General features: G+C 29.2%; 21 protein-coding genes and 1 other RNA gene. 5 read left to right on the forward strand and 17 right to left on the reverse strand.

The features are described from left to right. Nucleotides 1–100 precede the first annotated feature (100 nt). Nucleotides 101–1,123 (forward strand): IS6 family transposase, encoded by a 1,023-nt coding sequence (locus HCG76_RS10335; protein ID WP_177408368.1) that lies wholly within the window; start codon nucleotides 101–103, stop codon nucleotides 1,121–1,123. Between the two features lie 180 nt (nucleotides 1,124–1,303). Here HCG76_RS10335 and HCG76_RS10340 read toward each other — a convergent pair whose 3' ends face one another. Continuing rightward, nucleotides 1,304–2,194, reverse strand: a complete 891-nt coding sequence (locus tag HCG76_RS10340; protein WP_221700532.1) for a potassium channel family protein — start codon at nucleotides 2,192–2,194, stop codon at nucleotides 1,304–1,306. An 82-nt stretch (nucleotides 2,195–2,276) separates the two neighbouring features. Between HCG76_RS10340 and HCG76_RS10345 the strand changes: the two genes are divergently transcribed. Further along, nucleotides 2,277–3,827: a ClC family H(+)/Cl(-) exchange transporter gene (locus HCG76_RS10345; protein ID WP_221700533.1), complete on the forward strand. Its 1,551-nt coding sequence runs from the start codon at nucleotides 2,277–2,279 to the stop codon at nucleotides 3,825–3,827. 52 nt (nucleotides 3,828–3,879) lie between these two features. On the opposite strand, the gene HCG76_RS10350 is transcribed toward HCG76_RS10345, so the two are convergent. Further along, nucleotides 3,880–4,539: a TVP38/TMEM64 family protein gene (locus tag HCG76_RS10350; RefSeq protein WP_221700534.1), complete on the reverse strand. Its 660-nt coding sequence runs from the start codon at nucleotides 4,537–4,539 to the stop codon at nucleotides 3,880–3,882. A gap of 311 nt (nucleotides 4,540–4,850) precedes the next feature. Between HCG76_RS10350 and HCG76_RS10355 the strand changes: the two genes are divergently transcribed. Further along, complete coding sequence (locus HCG76_RS10355) at nucleotides 4,851–5,075, forward strand: hypothetical protein (RefSeq protein WP_221700535.1); 225 nt, start codon at nucleotides 4,851–4,853, stop codon at nucleotides 5,073–5,075. Between the two features lie 46 nt (nucleotides 5,076–5,121). Continuing rightward, nucleotides 5,122–5,487, forward strand: an RNA gene (gene rnpB, locus HCG76_RS10360) — RNase P RNA component class A. Between the two features lie 87 nt (nucleotides 5,488–5,574). Here the strand turns inward: rnpB and HCG76_RS10365 are convergent. The 10 genes from HCG76_RS10365 to HCG76_RS10410 all read right to left on the reverse strand — a co-directional run bounded on the left by HCG76_RS10365 (nucleotide 5,575) and on the right by HCG76_RS10410 (nucleotide 15,571). After that, nucleotides 5,575–6,096: a GrdB-related putative oxidoreductase gene (locus tag HCG76_RS10365; RefSeq protein ID WP_221700536.1), complete on the reverse strand. Its 522-nt coding sequence runs from the start codon at nucleotides 6,094–6,096 to the stop codon at nucleotides 5,575–5,577. Between the two features lie 6 nt (nucleotides 6,097–6,102). Next, nucleotides 6,103–6,435: a PTS lactose/cellobiose transporter subunit IIA gene (locus HCG76_RS10370; RefSeq protein WP_221700537.1), complete on the reverse strand. Its 333-nt coding sequence runs from the start codon at nucleotides 6,433–6,435 to the stop codon at nucleotides 6,103–6,105. A gap of 14 nt (nucleotides 6,436–6,449) precedes the next feature. Beyond that, nucleotides 6,450–7,778, reverse strand: a complete 1,329-nt coding sequence (celB, locus tag HCG76_RS10375) for a PTS cellobiose transporter subunit IIC (RefSeq protein WP_221700580.1) — start codon at nucleotides 7,776–7,778, stop codon at nucleotides 6,450–6,452. An 18-nt stretch (nucleotides 7,779–7,796) separates the two neighbouring features. Continuing rightward, the gene (locus tag HCG76_RS10380) at nucleotides 7,797–8,117 is read right to left on the reverse strand and encodes a PTS sugar transporter subunit IIB (RefSeq protein ID WP_221700538.1); all 321 of its coding nucleotides are present in this window, start codon (nucleotides 8,115–8,117) and stop codon (nucleotides 7,797–7,799) included. Nucleotides 8,118–8,172: 55 nt separating this feature from the next. After that, nucleotides 8,173–9,267 (reverse strand): DUF871 domain-containing protein, encoded by a 1,095-nt coding sequence (locus tag HCG76_RS10385; RefSeq protein ID WP_221700539.1) that lies wholly within the window; start codon nucleotides 9,265–9,267, stop codon nucleotides 8,173–8,175. 468 nt (nucleotides 9,268–9,735) lie between these two features. After that, nucleotides 9,736–10,518 (reverse strand): Nif3-like dinuclear metal center hexameric protein, encoded by a 783-nt coding sequence (locus HCG76_RS10390; RefSeq protein ID WP_221700581.1) that lies wholly within the window; start codon nucleotides 10,516–10,518, stop codon nucleotides 9,736–9,738. A 12-nt stretch (nucleotides 10,519–10,530) separates the two neighbouring features. Beyond that, nucleotides 10,531–11,223 carry a tRNA (adenine(22)-N(1))-methyltransferase gene (locus tag HCG76_RS10395; protein WP_221700540.1) on the reverse strand — a complete coding sequence of 231 codons (693 nt, stop codon included), beginning with the start codon at nucleotides 11,221–11,223 and terminating at the stop codon, nucleotides 10,531–10,533. Nucleotides 11,224–11,392: 169 nt separating this feature from the next. Continuing rightward, complete coding sequence (gene rpoD, locus HCG76_RS10400; RefSeq protein WP_221700582.1) at nucleotides 11,393–12,523, reverse strand: RNA polymerase sigma factor RpoD; 1,131 nt, start codon at nucleotides 12,521–12,523, stop codon at nucleotides 11,393–11,395. An 8-nt stretch (nucleotides 12,524–12,531) separates the two neighbouring features. After that, nucleotides 12,532–14,316 carry a DNA primase gene (gene dnaG / locus HCG76_RS10405; RefSeq protein WP_221700541.1) on the reverse strand — a complete coding sequence of 595 codons (1,785 nt, stop codon included), beginning with the start codon at nucleotides 14,314–14,316 and terminating at the stop codon, nucleotides 12,532–12,534. 226 nt (nucleotides 14,317–14,542) lie between these two features. Continuing rightward, on the reverse strand, nucleotides 14,543–15,571 hold the full coding sequence (locus tag HCG76_RS10410) for a deoxyguanosinetriphosphate triphosphohydrolase (RefSeq protein ID WP_221700542.1): 1,029 nt from the start codon (nucleotides 15,569–15,571) through the stop codon (nucleotides 14,543–14,545). 161 nt (nucleotides 15,572–15,732) lie between these two features. On the opposite strand from HCG76_RS10410, the gene HCG76_RS10415 reads away from it, so the two are divergent. Then, on the forward strand, nucleotides 15,733–16,779 hold the full coding sequence (locus HCG76_RS10415) for a CotS family spore coat protein (protein WP_221700543.1): 1,047 nt from the start codon (nucleotides 15,733–15,735) through the stop codon (nucleotides 16,777–16,779). Between the two features lie 44 nt (nucleotides 16,780–16,823). On the opposite strand, the gene ppdK is transcribed toward HCG76_RS10415, so the two are convergent. From ppdK to era, 5 genes are all read right to left on the reverse strand, one after another. Then, entirely contained in the window at nucleotides 16,824–19,454 is a 2,631-nt protein-coding gene (ppdK, locus tag HCG76_RS10420) for a pyruvate, phosphate dikinase (protein WP_221700544.1), read from the reverse strand. An 83-nt stretch (nucleotides 19,455–19,537) separates the two neighbouring features. Next, on the reverse strand, nucleotides 19,538–20,176 hold the full coding sequence (locus tag HCG76_RS10425; protein ID WP_221700545.1) for a helix-turn-helix transcriptional regulator: 639 nt from the start codon (nucleotides 20,174–20,176) through the stop codon (nucleotides 19,538–19,540). Between the two features lie 187 nt (nucleotides 20,177–20,363). Then, entirely contained in the window at nucleotides 20,364–20,981 is a 618-nt protein-coding gene (locus HCG76_RS10430; protein ID WP_221700546.1) for a DUF4342 domain-containing protein, read from the reverse strand. Nucleotides 20,982–20,989: 8 nt separating this feature from the next. Then, nucleotides 20,990–21,730 (reverse strand): DNA repair protein RecO, encoded by a 741-nt coding sequence (recO, locus tag HCG76_RS10435; protein ID WP_370778834.1) that lies wholly within the window; start codon nucleotides 21,728–21,730, stop codon nucleotides 20,990–20,992. 16 nt (nucleotides 21,731–21,746) lie between these two features. Continuing rightward, nucleotides 21,747–22,637 carry a GTPase Era gene (gene era, locus HCG76_RS10440; RefSeq protein ID WP_221700548.1) on the reverse strand — a complete coding sequence of 297 codons (891 nt, stop codon included), beginning with the start codon at nucleotides 22,635–22,637 and terminating at the stop codon, nucleotides 21,747–21,749. Nucleotides 22,638–22,643 lie beyond the last annotated feature (6 nt).

Below are 22,643 nucleotides of genomic sequence, written 5' to 3' on the forward strand. Positions count from 1 at the left end.
CGATCTGTTAAGTTATATGAACATTGCTCTTCTCAGCCCAAGGAAATACAATAGGTTTGCGATACTAAATAATACCCCCTTCGAAAAGGAGAGAAGAACAATGAGCAAAACTAATATAAAATGCCCACGCTGTAATTCTGATAAACTATACAAGTTTGGTATGAATAAGCAGGCTAAACAAAAGTATCAATGTAAGCAGTGTAAGCGCCAATTCGCCATAGGCGACGGTGACGGACGTCCTAAACTAAATAATCCTAAATGTCCTAGATGCGGTAAGGGAACTTACTTACATCATTCATATAAACATTACAATCGCTATAAGTGCAATAACAAGAAGTGTAATCACATAATAGTAAAACATCACACCACCAATATTGATACAGCTTCTAGTGAATTAGTTAGTGGTTCCCTTTCAATGAAAGGAATGCGTTTTCCGCTACATGTAATACTAACTGCATTAACACTATACTTTTTAAATAATTCATCAACAAGAGCTATTTCTCAATTCTTGATGATTAACTCTGGTATTAAGGTATCCCATGTTACTATAGCAAGTTGGACTAATAAATTTGCACCTTTCTTTAAACAGAAAGCTAATAAATTCAAAGCTAGTTTAAACTTACAATCTGACGATTGGCACGCTGATGAAACAGTAGTATTTATCAATGGTGAAAGATACTATCTATGGTTAGCTATTGATTCTGAAACTAGATTTATTCTAGCATTTCATCTAACTAAGTCTAGAAGTTCTGATTCTGCTTATACCTTAATAAATGAAGCTAAAAATTATGGTGAACCAACTTACTTCATAACCGATAGACTACCTTCGTATAACGAAGCTTCCGCTACGGTATTACCTAATACCAAACACGTTCCTGTAGCACCTATGTCTAGTGATATAAATAACAACTTAATTGAGTCATTCAATAAGACTTTTAAGGCTTGGTATAAAGCTAAAAAAGGTTTTAACTCTTTTGAAAAGGCGAATAACTTAATATATTTATTTATCTTTCACTATAATTTTATTAGACCACATGGCTCATTAAATAACTGTACTCCAGCAGAAGTTGCTGGCTTCGCTAGCGATAGCTTAGCTAAAAACTCTTGGTTTTCAGCAGCTTAATTAAATTTAATACCTTTATTTAACCTGCAAAAAATCAATTTTATTGCAGGCTTATTAGCCATGCAATAAAACTTTTAAACTTANTAAACTTATATAATTTTCAAAGAGCGAGCAATTCTATGAAAAATCAAGCTATTTTTTCATATCAGCTTAACAGATTCTATTTTTATAGTGATTAAATTATATATCATCTTCAACTTTATCTCTATATGATAAAATCGTACTTAAAAATACAGTTATACATATTATATTTGTAAGTGATATTAAAACACTTACAAACTTTGCTTCTATAGTTGTTGGAACTATATCTCCATATCCAACAGTAGTAAATGTTATTATAGTATAATAAAATAAATCAAAATAATTAGGAGCGTTAGTAAATGCCTCTTTATCACTTCCACTAACAAAACAAACTGCTAAATATAAATTAAGTACTATTAAAACTACAATAAGTATAGCTGCTATTATAATTCTACTAAAGCTAGCTCCTTCTTGATTTTTACTCTTTATATTATGTGGATTAGTCATTAGCATTACTAATACTCTAATATTTAGTAAATAACATATAGCAACTCCTAAAAGTCCAATTTTATACGATTCTTTAAATTGCTGTGGAAAAACTAATAGCACAGTGAAATATGTACTTATAATAAAATAACTTAAAAGTAAATCTACCTTTACATTTTTATTTTCTACTCCATATATAAATTTATGAATTTTAACAGTTGCAAGAAGTATATATCCCATACAAAAGTGTATAATTACTAGACTTGTAAAAATTATAATTAATTTTATTATTAAATCTATAATAAAATTTGCATATGTATCTATGTGCTTTATAACAGCTGTGGAAACTGCCACCGCTATAAATATTTCGGCTCCTATTATTAAGCCACCTTGAGTTATTCTTTTAACCATGGACATATCTTTAAATAAATCTTTATAAACATTATTTATTTCACTTATTAATCTTTTAAGTGAAGTAAAAAGTCTTCTATTATTTTTAGCATTTCTTGTTCCTATAATGATTAATAATAGTACTGTTGATATAATTATAAATATTTTTCCCATTTTTTTCTCCTATTCATATACTTTCCTATATATTATAAAAAAGTTATACTATTTATATACTATATTTTGAGGTGATAATAAAATGAAAAACTTCGATGTAATTACGCATGCAGAAGAAAGAAATGTAAAATTAGTTTTGAAGGGACTTTTAGTTGGTATAATAACATCATTTATAGTTGTTCTATACCGCTTTGCCTTATCCTATGCTGAAGATTTTGCATTCCTTATTTATAACTTTATAAAAGCTCATAAATATCTTATACCTCTATGGTTCATCGTATTAATAGTTTTAGCCTTTATAGTTGGTAAACTTATTGATAGAGAACCTTATATTGGTGGTAGTGGTATACCACATGTTAAAGGTATTATGGGTGGATATTTAAAAAATAGACCAACCTCTATAATTATTAATAAATTTATAGGTGGTACACTATCTATCATATCCGGTCTATCATTAGGAAGAGAAGGTCCATCTGTTCAACTTGGCGCATGTACAGGTGACATAGTAAGCAAAAAATTTAATAGTACTAGATTAGAAAGAAGATTACTTATAAGTAGTGGTGCTACTGCAGGTCTTGCTGCTGCCTTTAATGCTCCATTATCTGGAGTATTATTTTCACTTGAAGAAATATATAAATATTTTTCTCCATTAGTTCTATTAGCAACTATAACCTCTGCTGTAGCTGCTGATTTTATTTCTAAGCAATTTTTTGGTCTGAACCCTGTATTTAATTTTGCTGATACTATACCTATCCCACTACGTGATTATTGGCTATTATTACTATTAGGTATTTTACTTGGAGCCTTTGGTGCTTTTTATAATTGGTTTACATTAAAAACACAAGACATCTATGGTAAAATAAAATGTTCTACTTCAATTAAACTAATGATTCCGTTTTTACTTGCTGGTATATTAGGTTTATTATTTCCTGTAGTTTTATGTGGTGGGCATGCTGTTATTGAAGAACTTAATTTAACGTCTACATTAGGACTTTTATTATTAATATTAGTTGCTAAGTTCTTATTTTCAATAATAAGCTTTGGTTCTGGTGCACCTGGTGGAATATTCTTCCCACTTCTTATTATAGGAGGAACCTTTGGAGCTGTATTTGGATACATAGCTATAAACTATCTTGGAATTAGCCCTGCCCTTTTTAATAATTTTATAATACTATCTATGGCAGGATACTTTACAGCAATAGTTAGAGCACCTATTACTGGTATAATACTTATTACAGAAATGACTGGTTCATTTACTCATTTACTATCATTAACAATAGTCTCTATAATTGCATATATAGTTGCAGATTTATTAAAGAGTGTTCCTATATATGATTCATTACTTGAAGGACTTTTACTTAAAAATAATATTAATGAATATCATAGTCATAGCAACAAAAAATTAATTATTACAAATGTAGTTCATTTTGGTTCAAAAATAGAAAAGACTACTATAAGTTCTCTTAATTTACCTGAAAACACACTTATTGTTTCCATCAAACGTGGTGAAGATTCTATAGTACCAAAAGGTAATACTATTGTTAGAGGCGGAGATACACTTCTAACAATGACTGATCTAAAGGACGAATGGAAAGTTAGAGAATTAATGGACTCATTAACTACTATTGAATAAATATTAAATGGCAAATTAATTTTTAGATAATTAATTTGCCACTTTTTATCCCTTAATTTTCATGAACTAATTTGAATTTCAATTCATTCCATAGTTTAACTGAAAATATTCCTGTTATTGTTAATGTTACAACTATCATTATTGTATTAAATATTGAGCCATCAAAACTTTGCCCTAAATAGCTATATAAAAATAATGCTGGTAAATTAGCTCCAATAAACACTAAAAGAAATTTTGAAAAACTAATTCCCATATAAGATGATAAGAATACTATTGCATCAGTTGGTGCAACTGGACATAAAACCCCTATGCCTAGAATCTTATAATTATATGCCTCTAAAAGACTTATAACTTCTGGATATTTATTTTCTATTCTTTTTCTCAATCCACTTAATATTTTTACTTTTGCTATAGCAAATACAATAGCATCACTAATAACAATTCCTAGTAAAGATAATACAAATGCCTTGTTGGGCTCAAAAATTAATCCTCCTAAAAGCATTAAAGTTACACCTGGAATAAATGCTATAAGTCTAATACTCCATAGGCCTATAAAAAATACTTCTGATAATGGATTTCCTTCAATCCAACCTCTTAATGATTCTAAACTAAAATCTATATTTACTTCTTTTCCAATCATAGATATTCCTAAAACTAATAAGACAGCCAGGACACAAGCACTAAATATATAAATTAACTTCTTAAATTGCATTAGTTATATCACTCCTACACTATATTCCTAAATTTCTTTATTAATAAATTATAAACTAAAATTCAATTTATTGTATATATTATAATATTAATAATTTATTAATTCTTAAACATCATTTATTATATACTAAATCACTTTTAGAAAATTTATGATTTAACCATTTTTTTCTATATTATGTTCATATTTCATTATATATTTTAATGCTAATTTCATCTATATATATTTAATATCTACATAATCCAAAATTTTATTACTGTATTTTAATACTAATGCATATAGTATAATAACAAACAATTTCTGGAGTTGAAATAATGTCAAAAAAAACTGATTGGGGAAAAGTATTTAGGGAAACTGTTAATGATATAATCTGTGCTATTAAATCTCCTTCTGCAAAACCAAAACAACCAAACTGTCCAAATCCTCGAGCTCGTCTTTGTATATTAATACTTATTGGAATAACATTATTATTTTCTGGAATAGGTATATATAGTTGGATAATAATTATAATGTTGTTTTTAATTTTAACTTTTGTATAAAAAAACTATTTGTAATATTTAATAATATATGTTATTATAAATTCTGCGAGTGATACATGCAATCGCTGCTAGCTTTTTAGCTAGGAGAGGAAAGTCGGAGCTCCATAGGGCAGGGTGCTGGTTAACGGCCAGTCAAGGCGACTTGAAGGATAGTGCAACAGAGATATACCGCCAGAAGTTATTTTAACTGAGTTCACTTTTGTGACTGGTAAGGGTGGAAAGGCGAGGTAAGAGCTCACCAGCATGGTGGTGACATCATGGCTATGTAAACCCCACCTGGAGCAAGACCGAGTAATGGCATTATGGGATTGCCCGTCCCGCCATGTGGTGTGTCGCTTGAGCTTACTGGCAACAGTAAGCCTAGATAGATGATTGCTTAATACAGAACTCCGCTTACGGATCATCTCGCAACATGAAAAACACTAGGTTAACACCTAGTGTTTTTCTTTATACTTTTTTATTATCTATATATCTAACAATACTTGTAATGTTTATACCTTTAAAAACAAACTTTATCTTTTATATCTTCTATTTCTATACAATCTACTAAACTTTTAGCAACAATGCATATATTCTTAAGTGATTCCCTTAATCCACCTTCTCCTTTTCTTGGTGTTCTAACAATAGCAATCTTATCTTTATACTTTTCAATTGTTTCATTATTGTCTATTGACATTGCCGCTAAAGCCTTTATATCTGTTGTTGTTACAATATCATAAGCTACTTTCGCACACATAGATGCGTACTCAGCATAATTTAATGCTGGCCCACATATAACAACATCTGGCTTTAACTTCTTAACCATTGCACAAAACTTACGACTAACCTCACTTGGATTTTCAAGATATGTCCCTGTTCCACAATAAAGTGTTGCAACTATATTAGCATCTATTTCATTTAAATAAGGTTTCATCATAACTCCTGGCCCAATTACTTCCTTAACACCTGTAAGTGGAACCATCTCATCAGTTTTTGTACCATGTCCAGACTGTACTTGGTCTAATATCATTATAACTTTCATATTAATTTACACCTTCAATTTCTTTTCTAAATTAATTATTCTTTTATAACTTTCTATTAACTCCTCAGCTATAATTTTAAAACCTTCTGCACTCATAAGCTGATCCTCTGCATGCATTAATAAAACCGAACTACCTATAGATGTAATATCTCCTTCTCTTTTAAAGAGTTCTAAATGAAGTTCATGCCCCTTTAAGAATCTTTCCTTTCCGCTTATAATGCATTCCTCTGCACCTTTAAAATCATCAGATTTTGCCTTGTTAATTGCTTCAATATAGCTAGATCTTGCTAATCCTACATTAGAAATAATCTGTACACAAAGCATCTCTATATTTTCCATATATCTTATACCTCCTATAAATCATCAAATGATAAATCATCAAGTGAGATATCATCATCTGAATTATCATTTTCTTTTAATTCATCTCTTTGATATTGTTTATCCATCATCTTTACAAATGGCATGTAAATAAATACACCTATAATTACAAGAATCAACTGAAGGAGTGCTCCTTTCCATCCTGTAGTTAAGAATCCAGATATAATAACAGGGGTTGTCCACGGTATACTTATTCCACTAGTAAATGGAACTAATCCGCTAATCATTGCAAAATATGATACTAATATATTCATAAGTGGAGTTACTAAAAATGGAATCAGAATCATCGGATTTAATACTATAGGTAATCCAAATATAATTGGCTCATTTATTCCAAATATTGCTGGTATAAATGAAATCTTACTTAGATTTTTAATACGCTTTGATTTACATATTATTACCATAGCTATAAGCATAGATATTGTTGAACCTGCTCCACCAAATGTAGTAAATAAATCATAGAACTGTTGATTTATTACATTTGGAAGTACTCCTCCTAACTTAAAAGCCTCTAAATTTTCCATAGATAAAGGTGTTAATATGGGTTGCATTATACTTCCAACAATAGATCCACCATTTATACCAAAGAACCAAAATAAATGTTGAAATCCCATAGCTACTAACACTGCACCTAACGTATTTCCAAGTATTAATAATGGCTCTTGTAAAAATCTAAATACTAACTCAAATGCATTATTATATGGTGTAAGCGCTAATAAACTATTAACTAAAAAGAATATACCTATTACTACTGTCGATGGCACTAAAGCTGCAAATGATTGAGTAACTGCAGGTGGAACTCCATTCGGCATTTTTATTACCCAGCCCTTTTTTATTACCCATGCATATATGTGTACTGATACAAATGCAGTTATTATACCTATAAATATCCCCTTAGAACCAATCCAATTTAATGGAATTCCTGCTAAAGTTATACTACCATCTGAAACTTTATATGGCATTAATATAAACCATGATACTAATGCAACTGCAGCTCCTGATAGCTTATCTACTTTTAGCTCTCTTGCAAAAGAATATGCAATTCCAACTACAGCTAAAATAGCCATAATATCAAATGTTGCATTTGTCGGCTTAGCCATATAAGCAGTCCAATTTTCCCCAAAAAACCTTGCCCAAAATTCCGTCCAATTATTAATCGGAAAGTTAGCAATAAGTAAGAAAAATGATCCAATAATTAATAATGGTGTTGTAAGTAAAAAACCATCTCTAATAGAAATTAAATACTTATTTTTCCCTATTTTTTCAGCAAGCAGCATAAAAATAGCTTCTAATTTATTCAACATCAATGATTAACCTACCTTCTATTTATTATTCTTTATAAGTTTAATTGCATGCTTTAATACCTTTTCTCCGTTCATCATTCCATAATCATCAGAATCAATTACTTCAACTGGCATTTTTTTATCAGCATAACGACTTGCAACCTCTTTATATCTATACTTCACTTGTGGTCCAAGTAAAATTACATCTGGCTGCTTTTCCTCAACAATTTCATCTATTTTTCCATCTGGAAAAGCCTTGACTTCAACAGGAAGATTATAGGAATCGGCAACCTTTTGCATAATATTTGCTAACATGCTTGTTGACATACCTGCACTACAAAATAAATATATTTTTTTCATTTCACTTCCTCCAATTTCTCTTTATAATAATATCTTTAACTAATTAATATATTTTTTAAAATTTTTTAAAAGTAAATATCATTCTTGGCTCCATATAATCAAGTAAGAATAACTCTTCCTTAGGTATATGTCCAATTACATTTTTTCTTCCATCATTAGGCATATCCTTTAATACAATATGAAGTTCACCTTTATACCTTGAATATTCATCATTTAATATAACGACATCTCCTCTTTTCATATCAATGGCATTTGATTTTGGAATAGATTCCTCAATATATTTTGCCCTTGGAGCACTAGAGCGAGCCATATACTCACTAGCATCTCCACGATTTGCATGATTTTGCTTATAATATAAAATATCATGCTCTACTGGGGTTAACTCTTTATATAATTCAATTCCAAATGTTAAAAGTCCCGGCGTAATTTTAGAACATGATTTTAATTCCTCTTCTGAGGCATAGGCATTACCTATAATAACATCATCAATCATTCTAGTAGCGAATAAATGCCTTACTTGTAAATCAATTGGTAAATCACGATGAATTTCTAAAGTACATAAACCTTCCTTTACTGGCCAAGGTCCAAAAGTATTTTTATTATTACTAGACACAAAGGCTGCTGTATGTAAGGCATATTCTTTCATAGCCTTATTACAATTATTAAAATGCTCTAAACTCAAACCTGTATATCTTTGTGGATAAAAATTATGACAAGTTATAATTTTATCTCTGTTAGGAAAGTTAGTCATTACATTATCTAAATAACCATTTCCTGAACTTGCATTTATCTCTATTTTTAATCCATATTCGTTATATGTCATAAGACTTTCTTTTAATCCATCAAAACCCTCATCTAATCTTATTCCATCCGCATGTATTTCATTAAATAAAGCTAAATCATCATAAGATACATTAAGTTCTTTAAATACTCCTGGATTAACATCAAGTATTACTTCCATCCCTTCCTCATGCGCAACATCAATTAGTTCTTTAAACTCATCCACTAATTCTGATCTTGTTTTTTTTCCTATACTTAATAAACATGTAAATACTCTTTTAAATCCATATTTACCAGCCAAACGAATATATTCAATATCTCTTTCCTTTGTTGAATGTTCAGGATATATAGATATTCCTAGTCGTGTCATTTAAATTCCTCCTTATTTTTATTAGTAATTATACTTTCTTTTTTACATATGGAGTCTCTAACCTTATAAATAATAATAGAAACTTCTCTCATACCCTTGATAACCTTTTTACGCGCAAAATTATTTAGTACTATGATTAATTTTTAAATAACTCCCTCACCCTTTTTTAATATATATTTATTATTCTAAGGAAGCATAAACACATTTTTTTTATTTAAAAAAACGCTTTTTTAATATAAACTTGTTATAATGTAAATATTTTTACTATTATATAGAATTATAACGCCAAAACATGTTATAATGTTTCCCCTAAATATAAACAAGGTAAAAGTTGATATTTTATAGGGAAAAATTAAATATATTTCTATATCTTCTTTAAAATATCGAAAAACTCTAAAAAAATAAAAAAATAATAGATATTTCTTCAAGAAATATCTATTATTTTTTTAATAATATATTTATATTTACTTAAATAAATTCAAATGGATCTTCTTCAACACTTGATTTTATAAAAATTACATTGTTAAACTTACTCTCTATTTGTTTCATAACATTAAAGAATATTATTTGTTCTGATGCAAAATGACCAACATCCAGTATATTCATTCCCATTTCCTTATAGTCAGATGCAAAATGATATGTAGTATCTCCAGTTATCACAGTGTCTACTCCTAATCTCATAGCCTTAGCTATGAAATCTTGACCACTTCCATTTATTATAGCAATTTTAGAAACTGTATCAGTTCCTTTAACCACTCTTAAGTTGTTTATATTTAGTTTACTTTTAACTTGTTCTATTAAATCTTCTAATTTAATTTCTTCATCTAATTCTACAATTCTACCAAGTCCTGCACTAGTTATATTTTTATTCTTTTCTAATAAAGTTGATTCACCAAAACCTAGTACTGAAACTATAGTGTGATTTAATCCATTTTCAACAGAATCTAAATTAGTATGACTTGAATATAAAGATATATCATTCTTTATAAGTTCTATAATCTTTTTCCCTTGTAATGTATCAGTTGTTATATTACTTGGCTTTCTAAAAATTAAAGGATGATGTGTTATTATTAAATCTACCTCTTCTTTTTTAGCCTCTTCTATTACTTTTAATGTGCAATCTAAGGCTAATAAAACTTTATTAACAATCTTATTTCTGTCACCTACCATTAATCCAACATTATCAAAGTCTTCCTTTAAATAAGTTGGTGCTAAAGATTCCATTTTATTAATTATATCATTTACTATTATCATAAAATCACCTTATACATAGTTTAACATAGAACTAATAACATTTATTTTTTCTTTTACTTCTTCTCTTCTTTTATTAGCACTTACTGTTGCCTCTGTAATAAATCCTAATATTCTGTTATATTCATCTAATTTAAATTGTAGATAATCTTTCATTAAAGGATTTCTACTTCTTAATAATATAGGACTTATTTCATAGTATATACTATCTAATTCAGTGGCATTTCCTTCAGCACTTCTTACTTTAAATAATTCATAATATATTCCTTCATCAAAACATAAATCTTCTTTTATAATCTCATAATTATTAGTATACAAATACTCTCTTAAAACTTCTGGATTTTGAGCTGGTACTAAAATTAAATAATCAATAGATTTTACTTTTTCTCTATCAGCTTCTAAAATATCTCTTATTAAATTTCCACCCATTCCAGCTATAACAACTTCATTTGCTTCATTTATATTAAGAGGTTCAAATCCTCCGCCTAATCTAAATTGAAGCTCATCTCCAAACCCTTCTAAAATAGCATTAAGTCTTGCTTTATCTAATGGGTCCTTATTAATATCACATGCAATTGCTTTTTCACAAATTTCTCTTTCTAATGCTATTAAAGGAACATATCCATGATCAGTACCTATATCTGCAAGGGTATCAACCTTTTCTAAATTTTCGATTATAAACTCAATTCTTTTACTAACATCCATTTTAACTACCTCTAATATTATAATTATTTAATCCTTCGCTATAATTTTAATAACAATTATTATTTTTCTATTTATACTTACTTTATTAACTTATGTTATTTTATAAAATTTATTTAATTAATATATCCTATCTAATGCAAAAATTAGCACCAATATTGGTGCTAATTCACTAATCTAAGTAATCTTTTAGTTTCTTGCTTCTAGATGGGTGTCTAAGCTTTCTTAATGCTTTAGCTTCAATTTGTCTAATTCTTTCTCTTGTTACATTAAATTCTTTACCAACTTCTTCAAGAGTTCTAGCTCTTCCATCATCTAAACCAAATCTTAATCTTAGTACTTTTTCTTCTCTTGGAGTTAGAGTATCTAAGACATTAATTAATTGTTCTTTTAGCATTGTAAATGCAGCTGCTTCTGCTGGTGCAGGTGCATCATCATCAGGAATGAAATCTCCTAAGTGTGAATCTTCTTCTTCTCCTATAGGTGTCTCTAAAGAAACAGGCTCTTGAGCTATTTTTTGAATTTCTCTAACCTTTTCTACTGGTAAATCCATAACCTTAGAAATTTCTTCTGGGAATGGATCTCTTCCTAACTCTTGTAATAATTGTCTTTGTACTCTTATTAATTTATTTATTGTTTCTACCATATGAACAGGTATTCTAATAGTTCTAGCCTGATCAGCTATGGCTCTTGTAATCGCTTGTCTTATCCACCATGTAGCATAAGTCGAGAATTTAAACCCTTTTCTAAAATCAAACTTTTCTACGGCTTTTATTAATCCAAGATTTCCTTCTTGAATTAAGTCTAAGAATAACATTCCTCTACCAACATATCTTTTAGCTATACTTACAACAAGTCTAAGGTTTGCTTCAGCAAGCTTCTTCTTAGCATACTGACTACCTTCTTCAATTTTCTTTGCAAGCTCCATTTCTTCTTCTGAAGATAATAGTGGCACCTTACCTATTTCTTTTAAGTACATTCTTACAGGGTCATCAATTGCAATCCCCTCTGGTACTGATAAATCTATTTCCTCTTCAACGACGTCAATATCATTAGCAGCTCCTTGAACTTCAATACCCATTGACTCTAGAACTTCATAAATCTTTTCTATTTGCTCTGGGCTTAAGTCTATGTTTTCTACCTCATCTAATATTTCTTGATATGTTAATACCCCATTCTTTTTACCTTTGTCTAGTAGGTTCTTAACGATATTCATTCTATTATTTCTATCATTGCTATCCTTAGGCTTATTCTTATTTACTTTTGTTTTTTCTTCCACTAGCTGACTACCTCCTTTCGTTATCTGACCAACTATAATACTCTCTTACTTTCTTTCAACTTCTTAGTAACACTCGCTAACTCTATGGCTAATTTTATAGATTCTTCAATTTTACCTTGGTTTTCAAGCTCTTTTTGCTCTTTTCTTAGTTGATCTATTCTTTGCTTTAATTTATATGATTGTATTTCATTAATAAAATCATTAATTTGTACTTTCACATCATCAGCAAAAAATATATTCTCATCTCTAATTTTAACCAATTCTCCAATAGTTTTTGCACTACTTAGCTTTGACTCTATAAATGAATCTATATTATTTATATTTTCCCCTTTAGCTAACATAATAACAGTGAAAATTTCTTTATGTTCTAGCAAAATAAAGTCGTTTTCTGATATTCTTTCCTCTATATACTGTAGATACTCACTATTTTCTAGCATAATTTTCAAAATTGCTCTTTCTGCCTTTAAAAATCCAGGCTCTACATATAATTTTGACCCATCTTCTTCCTTATTATTCCTAAAATTATTTTCTCTATTATCTTTCATCTTACTTTTGAGAATATCATATAAAGTTTGTTCTTTTATACCAGTATTTTCCGATGCCTTTTTTATATAAACATCTTTTTCCACAGGATCTAAATCCGAAATTATTTCCATAATTCTTTTTGCATATAATATTAAAGATTGACTATTTTTAAAATTAATTCCCTCTTCTGCCTTTTTTATTCTATAATCAATTAAAGGTTCTGCAGAATTAACTAATTTTAAAAATGCATCTCTTCCATTACTACGTACATATTCGTCTGGATCTTTTCCTTGTGGAATACTTAACACTCTAACATCAAACCCAGCTGTTCTTAATATTTCCAGTCCTCTTAATGTAGCCATTTGCCCTGCCATATCTGCATCATATGAAATTATAACTTTATCAGCATACCTTTTTAGCAGTCTCGCCTGGTTGATAGTAAGTGCTGTTCCTAATGATGCTACTACATTAGTAATCCCATATTGATGTAAAGATATTAAATCCATATATCCTTCAACAATGACAAAATACCTTTCATTCATATTGTGCTTTAAAGCAAAATTTAATCCATATAAATTAGTTCCCTTTTGGAATACTAAAGTTTCAGGTGAGTTTAAATATTTAGGTTTTGAATCATCTAGTACTCTTCCACCAAATCCAATTACCTTTCCTTGATAATCAAATACTGGAAACATAACTCTATTTCTAAACCTATCATATTTTCTTCCTTTTTCTTTATTTACAGAAATAAGTCCAGCTTCTTCTAATAAAACATCATTAATACCCTTTTTCCTTAAATAAAACATTAAACTATTCCAACTATCATTAGCAAAGCCTAATCCAAACTTTTTAATTGTTTCTTCTTTAATGCCCCTATTCAAAAAATATTCTTTTGCATTTTGATTATTCATAAGATTTGAAAAGAAAAATTTTGCTGCCTCAACGTTAACTCTATACAACAACTCTTTTCTCTTTGTTACTTTACTTTTTTCTCCATTTCCAATTTCTAAAGGAATATTTGCCCTATTTGCTAAATACTTTACAGCCTCAATAAAAGGTAAATTTTTTTCCTTCATCACAAATGAAATAACATTTCCAGCTTCTCCACAACCAAAACATTTATAAATCTGCTTCTCCTGTGAAACTGAAAAAGATGGTGTCTTTTCATTATGAAAAGGGCATAGTCCTGTGAAGTTTCTTCCTGCCTTCCTTAGCCTAACCCTTTCTGAAATTACATCAACAATATCATTTTGCGATTTTATTTTTTCTAAAATTTCTTCAGAAATCTGCAAGGAGATCCCTCCTTACTATAATAATATTTATTCATTCTATACAATTCGACATATTATTATAAATTCCTTCTTGATTTTTAAATTAAATTTATTTTAGTATGTCATTCTTATTAGATTTCTATTTTAATTCTACCCTAATATTACTTATTCTATTTCTATTCTTAAAATCCTTTTTATTCTACAAAATTTATTGTTCCCAAATTTTTTGTATTATACAACTTTTTTACTAATAAATTACAAACTTTGGCACATAAATTTTATTAAATGTTGAAATACAATAATCATCTGTCATTCCAGCTATATAATCTGCAACTCCTCTTTTTAATCCCTCTTCCTTAACTATTATCTGATATAGCTCTGGTAGTTGTTCACTATTTTTATAATAATACTCTATTACATGAGTTAAAATAAATTTAGCCTTATCTCTTTCCTCTTTTAGTACATTACCTAAATATATATTAGAAAACATATATCTTCTTAACTCTATCATAGCTTCTTTAACTTCATCACTTTGTTTTATATCATAAATACCATTTGCTAAATTTTTTTGTGTTTCATTTACCATATCTGTAACCAAAACTTGAATTCTTTGAGAATGATTATTTCCTAAAACTTTAATAGCCTCTTTAGGTAAATCTTCTTCCCTTAAAAGTCCTGCTCTAATCGAATCATCAATATCATGATTTAAATATGCTATCTTATCACTATATTTAACTATTCTACCTTCTAATGTTTTTGCAATATTATCTTTGTTTCCTAATCCGCTATGATTCAATATTCCATCAATTACTTCTTTAGTTAAATTTAATCCTTTTCCATTTTTCTCTAATCTCTCAACAATTCTCACACTTTGTTCATTATGCCTAAATCCATTATCTAAAAAACTATCAAGTACTTCTTCTCCATTATGTGCAAATGCTACATGTCCTAAATCATGTCCTAAAGCTATTGCTTCTATTAGCATATCATTTAATCCTATCCCTGCACCAATAGTCCTTGCTATTTGCGCTACTTCTAGAGTGTGAGTTAGTCTAGTTCTATAATGATCTCCGAAAGTGCGTATGTATACTTGAGTTTTATGTTTAAGTCTTCTGAAAGATTTACAATGAATTATTCTATCTCTATCAACCATAAAACAAGTTCTAATATCATCATCTTTCTCATTTATTAATCTTCCACTACTTTTATTACTATGAATAGCCTGTGGAATTAATGTCAAGTCTTCATTTTTTTCTATTCTCTCCCTTATATTCACTTATCTCACCTCCAAATAATTTATTCTATATTTTTCTCAAAAAACCTCTATTTTATAGCCTATAAATAAATTATTATATACCAATTCCTTTCTATGATATGTATATTTATATATTTTTCATAATATTATTATAATAAGAAATTTATACAAGGAGTTTTACAATGAGTAACGATAATAAGGTTATAGATATTGATAATATAAAAACTAATATATTACCTAAGTTTTTTTTACAGAATGCTGATATTACTATGGTAAAGTTTAAAGATACCGAAAAACAAAGGGCTGTTTTTAAAGTAACTTCAGATAATAAAAATTACTGTTTAAAAAAAGTTTATTATGATGAAGGAAATCTACTTTTCGTTTACTCTGCAATGGAGTGGCTATATAGAAATAATATACTTCTCCCTAAATTATTACCTTCTATAGATAACAATAGATTTATATACTATGACGATATGTTATTTATATTAACACCTTGGGTTGAAGGTGAAAAATGCAATTTTGATTCACTTATTGACATACGACTGTCAATAAAAACTCTAGCTAAATTACATAAATGTTCTAAAAACTTTAAACCAATCTTAGGAAGTACAAATAGAACTGGATTAGATGATTATTATTTATCTATAAATAAACATTTTAACGATATTCTTGAAACTGCAAATTTAGCTTCAACTTATAAAGATAAATTTTCAAGGCTATATTTAGATAACTTAGATAATAATTTATCCCTAGCTAAACTTTCTCTAGAAATAGCTTCTTCAATAGACAATACTAACTTAAATGTATCTTTATGTCATGGCGACTACGTAAATAAAAATATACTCATAAACAATGACGATGTTTGGATAATTGATTTCGATAAATGCAAAATAGACTATTGTGCTCATGACTTAGCTTATTTTTTAAGAAGATTATTAAAAAGATCAACTACCAATTGGAATCCTGCACTAACTATTGATATAATTAATACTTATAACAAATTTAATAATTTAACTCAATCTGATTTAAAATATATTTTAGCCTATTTAGCATTTCCACAAAAATTTTGGAAAATATCTAGAGATTACTATAAAAATATAAATAAATGCAATAAAAACGCATTTATCTCCTTATTTACTAAAGGTCTTGATAGGTCTGCTGATCAACTTGATTATATTAATAATATGATTGAAATCTTTGAACATTACTATAATGTTAAGTTTTAAATAAAAAAAGAACGCTTTCGCGTTCCTTTTTTTATTTATTTATACTATCTTGGATTTTTTACTTGTGCTTGAGCTGCTGCAAGTCTTGCAACTGGTACTCTAAATGGTGAACAAGATACATAGTTTAATCCAACATTATGACAGAATTCAACTGATGATGGATCTCCTCCATGTTCTCCACATATACCAAGCTTAATATTTGGCCTTGTAGCTCTACCCTTTTCTGCTGCAATCTTAACTAATTGACCTACACCTTTTTGGTCTAATTTAGCAAATGGATCTTGTTCATATATCTTTCTTTCATAATAATCTGACAAGAACTTAGCAGCATCATCTCTTGAGAATCCAAATGTCATTTGAGTTAAATCATTAGTTCCAAATGAGAAGAATTCTGCTTCTTTAGCTATTTCATCAGCTGTTATTGCTGCTCTAGGAATTTCAATCATTGTACCAACATGGTAGTTTAATTTAACTCCTTTTTCATTCATAACTTCTTCAGCTGTTCTAACAACTATATCTTTAACAAATTTTAATTCCTTAATTTCACCAACTAATGGAATCATAATTTCTGGAATAATATCATATCCCTTAGCAGTTTTAACTTCTATTGCAGCTTCAATTACTGCTCTAGTTTGCATTTCAGCAATTTCTGGATAAGAAACCGCTAATCTACATCCTCTATGACCCATCATTGGGTTAAATTCATGTAAGCTTTCAACTGTAGATTTAAGCTCCTCAAAAGTTAATCCCATTGTATTAGCAAGTTCTGCTATCTCATCATCAGTATGAGGTAAGAACTCATGTAGTGGTGGATCTAAGAATCTTATTGTAGCTGGCATTCCTTGAAGTGCTTCATAAATTCCAATAAAATCTTTTCTTTGCATTGGAAGTAATTTTTCAAGTGCAGCTCTTCTTTCCTCTTCATTTTTAGCTACTATCATTTCTCTAACAGCCATTATTCTATCTTCTTCAAAGAACATATGCTCTGTTCTACAAAGTCCTATACCTTCTGCTCCAAACTCAACTGCTTGCTTTGTATCCCTTGGATTATCAGCATTAGTTCTAACATTAAGCTTTCTAATTTCATCTGCCCATCCCATAAATGTTGCAAAATGTCCAGAAATTTCTGGAGTAACTGTCTTAATAGCTTCTCCATATACATTACCTGTAGAACCATCTATTGAAATATAATCTTCAGCAGTATAAACTTTTCCATTAGCTTCTAAAGTCTTATCTTCTTCATTAACTTTTAAATCTCCACACCCAGCTACACAACAAGTACCCATACCTCTTGCTACAACTGCAGCATGTGAAGTCATACCTCCTCTAACTGTTAGGATACCTTCAGCAGCTATCATACCTTCAATATCTTCTGGTGAAGTTTCAAGTCTAACTAATACAACTTTTTCGCCCTTTTCTGCTCTTTCTTTAGCTTCCTCTGCAGTAAATGCTACTTTACCACATGCGGCTCCTGGAGATGCTGGAAGTCCCTTTGCAATAACATTTGCACTCTTCATTTCACTAACATCAAATGTTGGGTGTAATAAAGAATCTAATTGTTTAGGTTCAACCTTAAGAATCGCTTCTTCCTTAGTTAACATTCCTTCTTCAACTAAATCAACAGCTATTTTCAATGCTGCTTGAGCTGTTCTCTTACCATTTCTAGTTTGTAAGAAGTATAGCTTACCTTCTTCAATAGTAAACTCCATATCTTGCATATCTCTATAATGATTTTCAAGTGTATGAACAATGTCCATAAATTGCTTATATATAGCTGGATTTTGTTCTTCTAACTTAGATATTGGAAGTGGTGTTCTAATACCTGCAACAACATCTTCCCCTTGAGCATTCATTAAGTATTCTCCGTAAATTTCCTTTTCTCCAGTTGCAGCATTTCTTGAGAATGCAACACCTGTTCCTGAAGTTTCTCCCTTATTACCAAATACCATTTGTTGAACATTAACAGCAGTTCCCCATTCACCTGGAATATCATTTAATCTTCTATAAACTATAGCTCTTGGATTATCCCATGATCTAAATACCGCTGTAATAGATTCAGTTAATTGTACTGTTGGATTTTGTGGGAATTCTTCACCTTTTTCTTTCTTGTATAATTCCTTATACTTTACAACTAGATTTTTTAAGTCATTTTCATCTAAGTCTGTGTCAAATTTAACCCCTTTTGCTTCTTTTGCTTCATCTATTAAATTTTCAAATAATCTCTTTTCGATTCCCATAACAACATCAGAGAACATTTGAATAAATCTTCTATATGAATCATAAGCAAATCTTGGATTACCTGTTGCTGATGCAACAGCTTCTACTGCAACATCATTTAAACCAAGATTTAATATTGTATCCATCATACCTGGCATTGATACTCTTGCACCAGATCTTACTGAAACTAATAATGGATTTGTGTTGCTTCCAAATTCTTTTCCTGTTATTCTTTCTAATTCTTTGATATTCGCATGGATTTCTTCTACAACTTCGCTAGTTATTTTTCTTCCGTCCTCGTAATATTTATTACAAGCCTCAGTTGTAACAATAAATCCTTGCGGAACTGGGATCCCTATTCTAGTCATTTCTGCTAAATTTGCCCCTTTACCTCCAAGAAGGTTTCTCATTGAACCATCACCTTCACTAAAAAGGTAAACATACTTTTTCTTCTCCATCTCAATACTCCTCCGTTCATACAATAAATATATACTAACAAGGTCTTACCTTGTAGTTACCCTAGTTACCCTTAAAATTACCCTTAATTTGCTTCTCCAAGATTAACAAATAATTTTGTTATGTTAGTCTTAGAAATTTTACCAACTATTTTTAAATTAACTTTTCCATTGTCTGATTCGCAGGATTTTTCTACTATTGGTATACTATCAATTTCATGTTCAATTATTTTTTTAGCTAATGAATAAGCACTCTCTTCAGGATATCCATAAATTATATTAGGCATTCTTGTCATGATAATCCCTACTGGAACCTTATGTATATCTGTTCCACCGATTGCTATCTTAAGAAAATCCTTTCTTGAAGCTGCTCCAACTAAAGTTCCATTATTTTCAATAAACAATGTTCCTACATCATGTAAGAATAAATGAACAATTGCATCATATACAGTAGTAGCATCGTTAACGGTTACAGGCTTTGACATTATATCTCCAACCTTTATTTTAGATAAATTTTCTAATATTTCACCGTCAATCTTTTTCCCTAAATACACATAACCTACTTTAGGTCTAGCATCTAAAGTACCAGTCATTGTAAGTATTGCTAAGTCTGCTCGTAAAGCAGCTCTTGTAACTCCTAGCTTTTCAGCTATAGCTTCACTTGTAACAGGCTGCCCCTCTTTAACTATCTCAATTATTGCCTCTTGTCTTTTTGTAAACTTCAATGCTACCCCTCTTTTCGACTATTTAAGGAATATTCAGACAATTAAGAATGTTTTTTATTTACAGTATAATTATAACATTTTCTCATTTTTTGACTATGCTTAATTTTCTGAAAAATCACTCATTTTAGCTGAATATTCCAAATATTTTTAAATTTTCTAGACTATATCCTTGTTTTTCTCTGTTTTTCTAATTTTTACCATCTTCATCATCAAAATTCACAGTATAAGTAAAAGTATTGCTTTCATCATCTTCTTTTTCCTTAAATTTGTTCGGTACTTTGATTCCATCTAAATTTACATCTTGAACCTTTTCTTTAACTTTATCTGCAAAGTCACTTGCCTTATCTTTTGCTTCACTAACAGCCTCTGAGATATACTTATTAACAATCTCTACTGTTCCATCAGCTTTAGTTATTTCAATTGTAACTTGAGTAACTACTGCTGCTACTACTACAAAAGCTAGTATTGGTGGTATTACAATCGCTATAACACCTGCTGCTATTCCAGCATTAACAGGAACATCAACTAACTTTTTACCATCTTTACTAACTTTAATTCTAGTTACATTTCCTTTGTTAATTAAGTCCTTTAACCAAACTTTTAACTCTTCTATAGTTTCTATTTTCTGAGCATTGTCATTAAACTCTCCATCTGATGAACAATCCGCTTCAATACTTTTATCTTCTAAATAAATTATTGCTTCTAATACATCACCATTACATTCTTCTAATGCTTTTTTCGCATTTTTGTAAGATGCTCCAGTTCTTTCTCTTACTTGATCAACCTTTTCCAATGTAATATCCATCTTTCTCTCTACTCCTTTATATAATTTAACATTTCTAAACTTTTTGGCTTTCTTGAATAATTTGAATTTATTATGAATGTTGTTACTTTTTCTATTTGCTTTTTCACATCTTTATTTATATTTAATCTATAAATTTTATCCATAGCTGTATTATTTAAAAATCTTAAAGCATTATATCCTGCTCTAGATATATAAAGCCCATGTTCTTTATTACACTCTACACACACACCACCAAAATGTGACAACGAAATATAATCACTTGTTCCTATTGATTTTTTACAAATACAACATTTATCAAACTGTAATCTATATCCTGTTGCATTTAATAATCTTAACTCAAATGCTCTTATTAACAATTCATAATCCATTGCATCAGTATTTAATAAATATAAACAAGTTATAAAGTCTCTAAATAATTCTTTATTTACTTCTCCATCTTGTACACATATATCTATTAATTCACAAACATATGATGAATAAGTAAGCTTATCTAGATTGTTTAACAATCCCTGAAAGGAGTTTATAATTCTTCCTTCTTGAAGGTTATACAAATTTCTTCCCTTAAAAAATATATAATCCCCAAAACATAGGGGTAAAGTTAAGCTCAAATTTTTACTTTTACTTTTCTTTGCCCCTCTAGCTATAAAGGTTATCTTACCTAACTCTTCACAGTATGCCCATATAAGTTTATCATTTTCCTTATAATCTATGGCCTTAATTATTATGGCTTTAGTTTTCTCGATAGACAGAATACTCAACTCCTATCTATTTAGTCTTTTTATATCCTAATTCTTTAAGTAGAAGTCCGTTATCTCTCCACTCTTTTCTTACTTTTACCCATATTTTTAGATTAACTTTTGCTTTTAAGAATCTTTCAATTTCATATCTTGCAGTTTCACCAATTTTCTTTAATGATACTCCATTCTTCCCAATTATTATTCCTTTATGAGAATCCTTTTCACATATTAAATCTACTTCAATGTGATATGTTCCATTCTCTTTTTGTTTCATTTGAATAATATCAACTGCTATTCCATGTGGAATCTCATCTCTTAAATTCTTTAATGTTTTTTCTCTTACTATTTCAGCAACTATAAATCTTTCATTAACATCTGTAATCATGTCTTCTGGATAATACTGTGGTCCTTCTGGCATTTTTTCTACCATTAATTTCACAAGAGTATCTACATTTTTCCCCTTTAATGCTGATATTGGTACTATTTCAGCAAAGTCATATTCCTTTGAATACATATCTAATGTCTTAGCTACTTTTTCATGACTATTTTCATCTACCTTGTTAACAACTAAGAATACAGGTGCTTTTTGTTTCTTTAAAGCTTCTAATATAAACTTATCTCCTCTTCCAATCTCATCACAAGGATTGATAATAAATACAACTAAATCTACTTCTTTTATAGAACTAGTTGCAGCATTCACCATATAATCTCCTAGTTTATTTTTTGGTTTATGTATTCCTGGTGTATCAACAAATACTAATTGATAGTCATCTCCAGTTAATATTGTTTGTATATTATTTCTTGTAGTTTGTGGTTTATTTGAAACTATTGATAACTTTTCACCCATTATTTGATTAGTTAATGTTGATTTCCCTACGTTTGGTCTTCCTACTATTGTTACAAATCCTGATTTATACATATTAGC

Source organism: Clostridium sp. K13 (assembly GCF_019734195.1).
Taxonomy (GTDB): Bacteria; Bacillota; Clostridia; order Clostridiales; family Clostridiaceae; genus Clostridium.

Coding starts and splice junctions, on each gene's coding strand:
- HCG76_RS10335 (WP_177408368.1), top strand. CDS start 101: ATGAGCAAAACTAATATAAAATGCCCACGCTGTAATTCTGATAAACTA.
- HCG76_RS10340 (WP_221700532.1), bottom strand. CDS start 2,194: ATGGGAAAAATATTTATAATTATATCAACAGTACTATTATTAATCATT.
- HCG76_RS10345 (WP_221700533.1), top strand. CDS start 2,277: ATGAAAAACTTCGATGTAATTACGCATGCAGAAGAAAGAAATGTAAAA.
- HCG76_RS10350 (WP_221700534.1), bottom strand. CDS start 4,539: ATGCAATTTAAGAAGTTAATTTATATATTTAGTGCTTGTGTCCTGGCT.
- HCG76_RS10355 (WP_221700535.1), top strand. CDS start 4,851: ATGTCAAAAAAAACTGATTGGGGAAAAGTATTTAGGGAAACTGTTAAT.
- HCG76_RS10365 (WP_221700536.1), bottom strand. CDS start 6,096: ATGAAAGTTATAATGATATTAGACCAAGTACAGTCTGGACATGGTACA.
- HCG76_RS10370 (WP_221700537.1), bottom strand. CDS start 6,435: ATGGAAAATATAGAGATGCTTTGTGTACAGATTATTTCTAATGTAGGA.
- celB (WP_221700580.1), bottom strand. CDS start 7,778: ATGTTGAATAAATTAGAAGCTATTTTTATGCTGCTTGCTGAAAAAATA.
- HCG76_RS10380 (WP_221700538.1), bottom strand. CDS start 8,117: ATGAAAAAAATATATTTATTTTGTAGTGCAGGTATGTCAACAAGCATG.
- HCG76_RS10385 (WP_221700539.1), bottom strand. CDS start 9,267: ATGACACGACTAGGAATATCTATATATCCTGAACATTCAACAAAGGAA.
- HCG76_RS10395 (WP_221700540.1), bottom strand. CDS start 11,223: ATGGATGTTAGTAAAAGAATTGAGTTTATAATCGAAAATTTAGAAAAG.
- HCG76_RS10415 (WP_221700543.1), top strand. CDS start 15,733: ATGAGTAACGATAATAAGGTTATAGATATTGATAATATAAAAACTAAT.
- ppdK (WP_221700544.1), bottom strand. CDS start 19,454: ATGGAGAAGAAAAAGTATGTTTACCTTTTTAGTGAAGGTGATGGTTCA.
- HCG76_RS10430 (WP_221700546.1), bottom strand. CDS start 20,981: ATGGATATTACATTGGAAAAGGTTGATCAAGTAAGAGAAAGAACTGGA.
- era (WP_221700548.1), bottom strand. CDS start 22,637: ATGTATAAATCAGGATTTGTAACAATAGTAGGAAGACCAAACGTAGGG.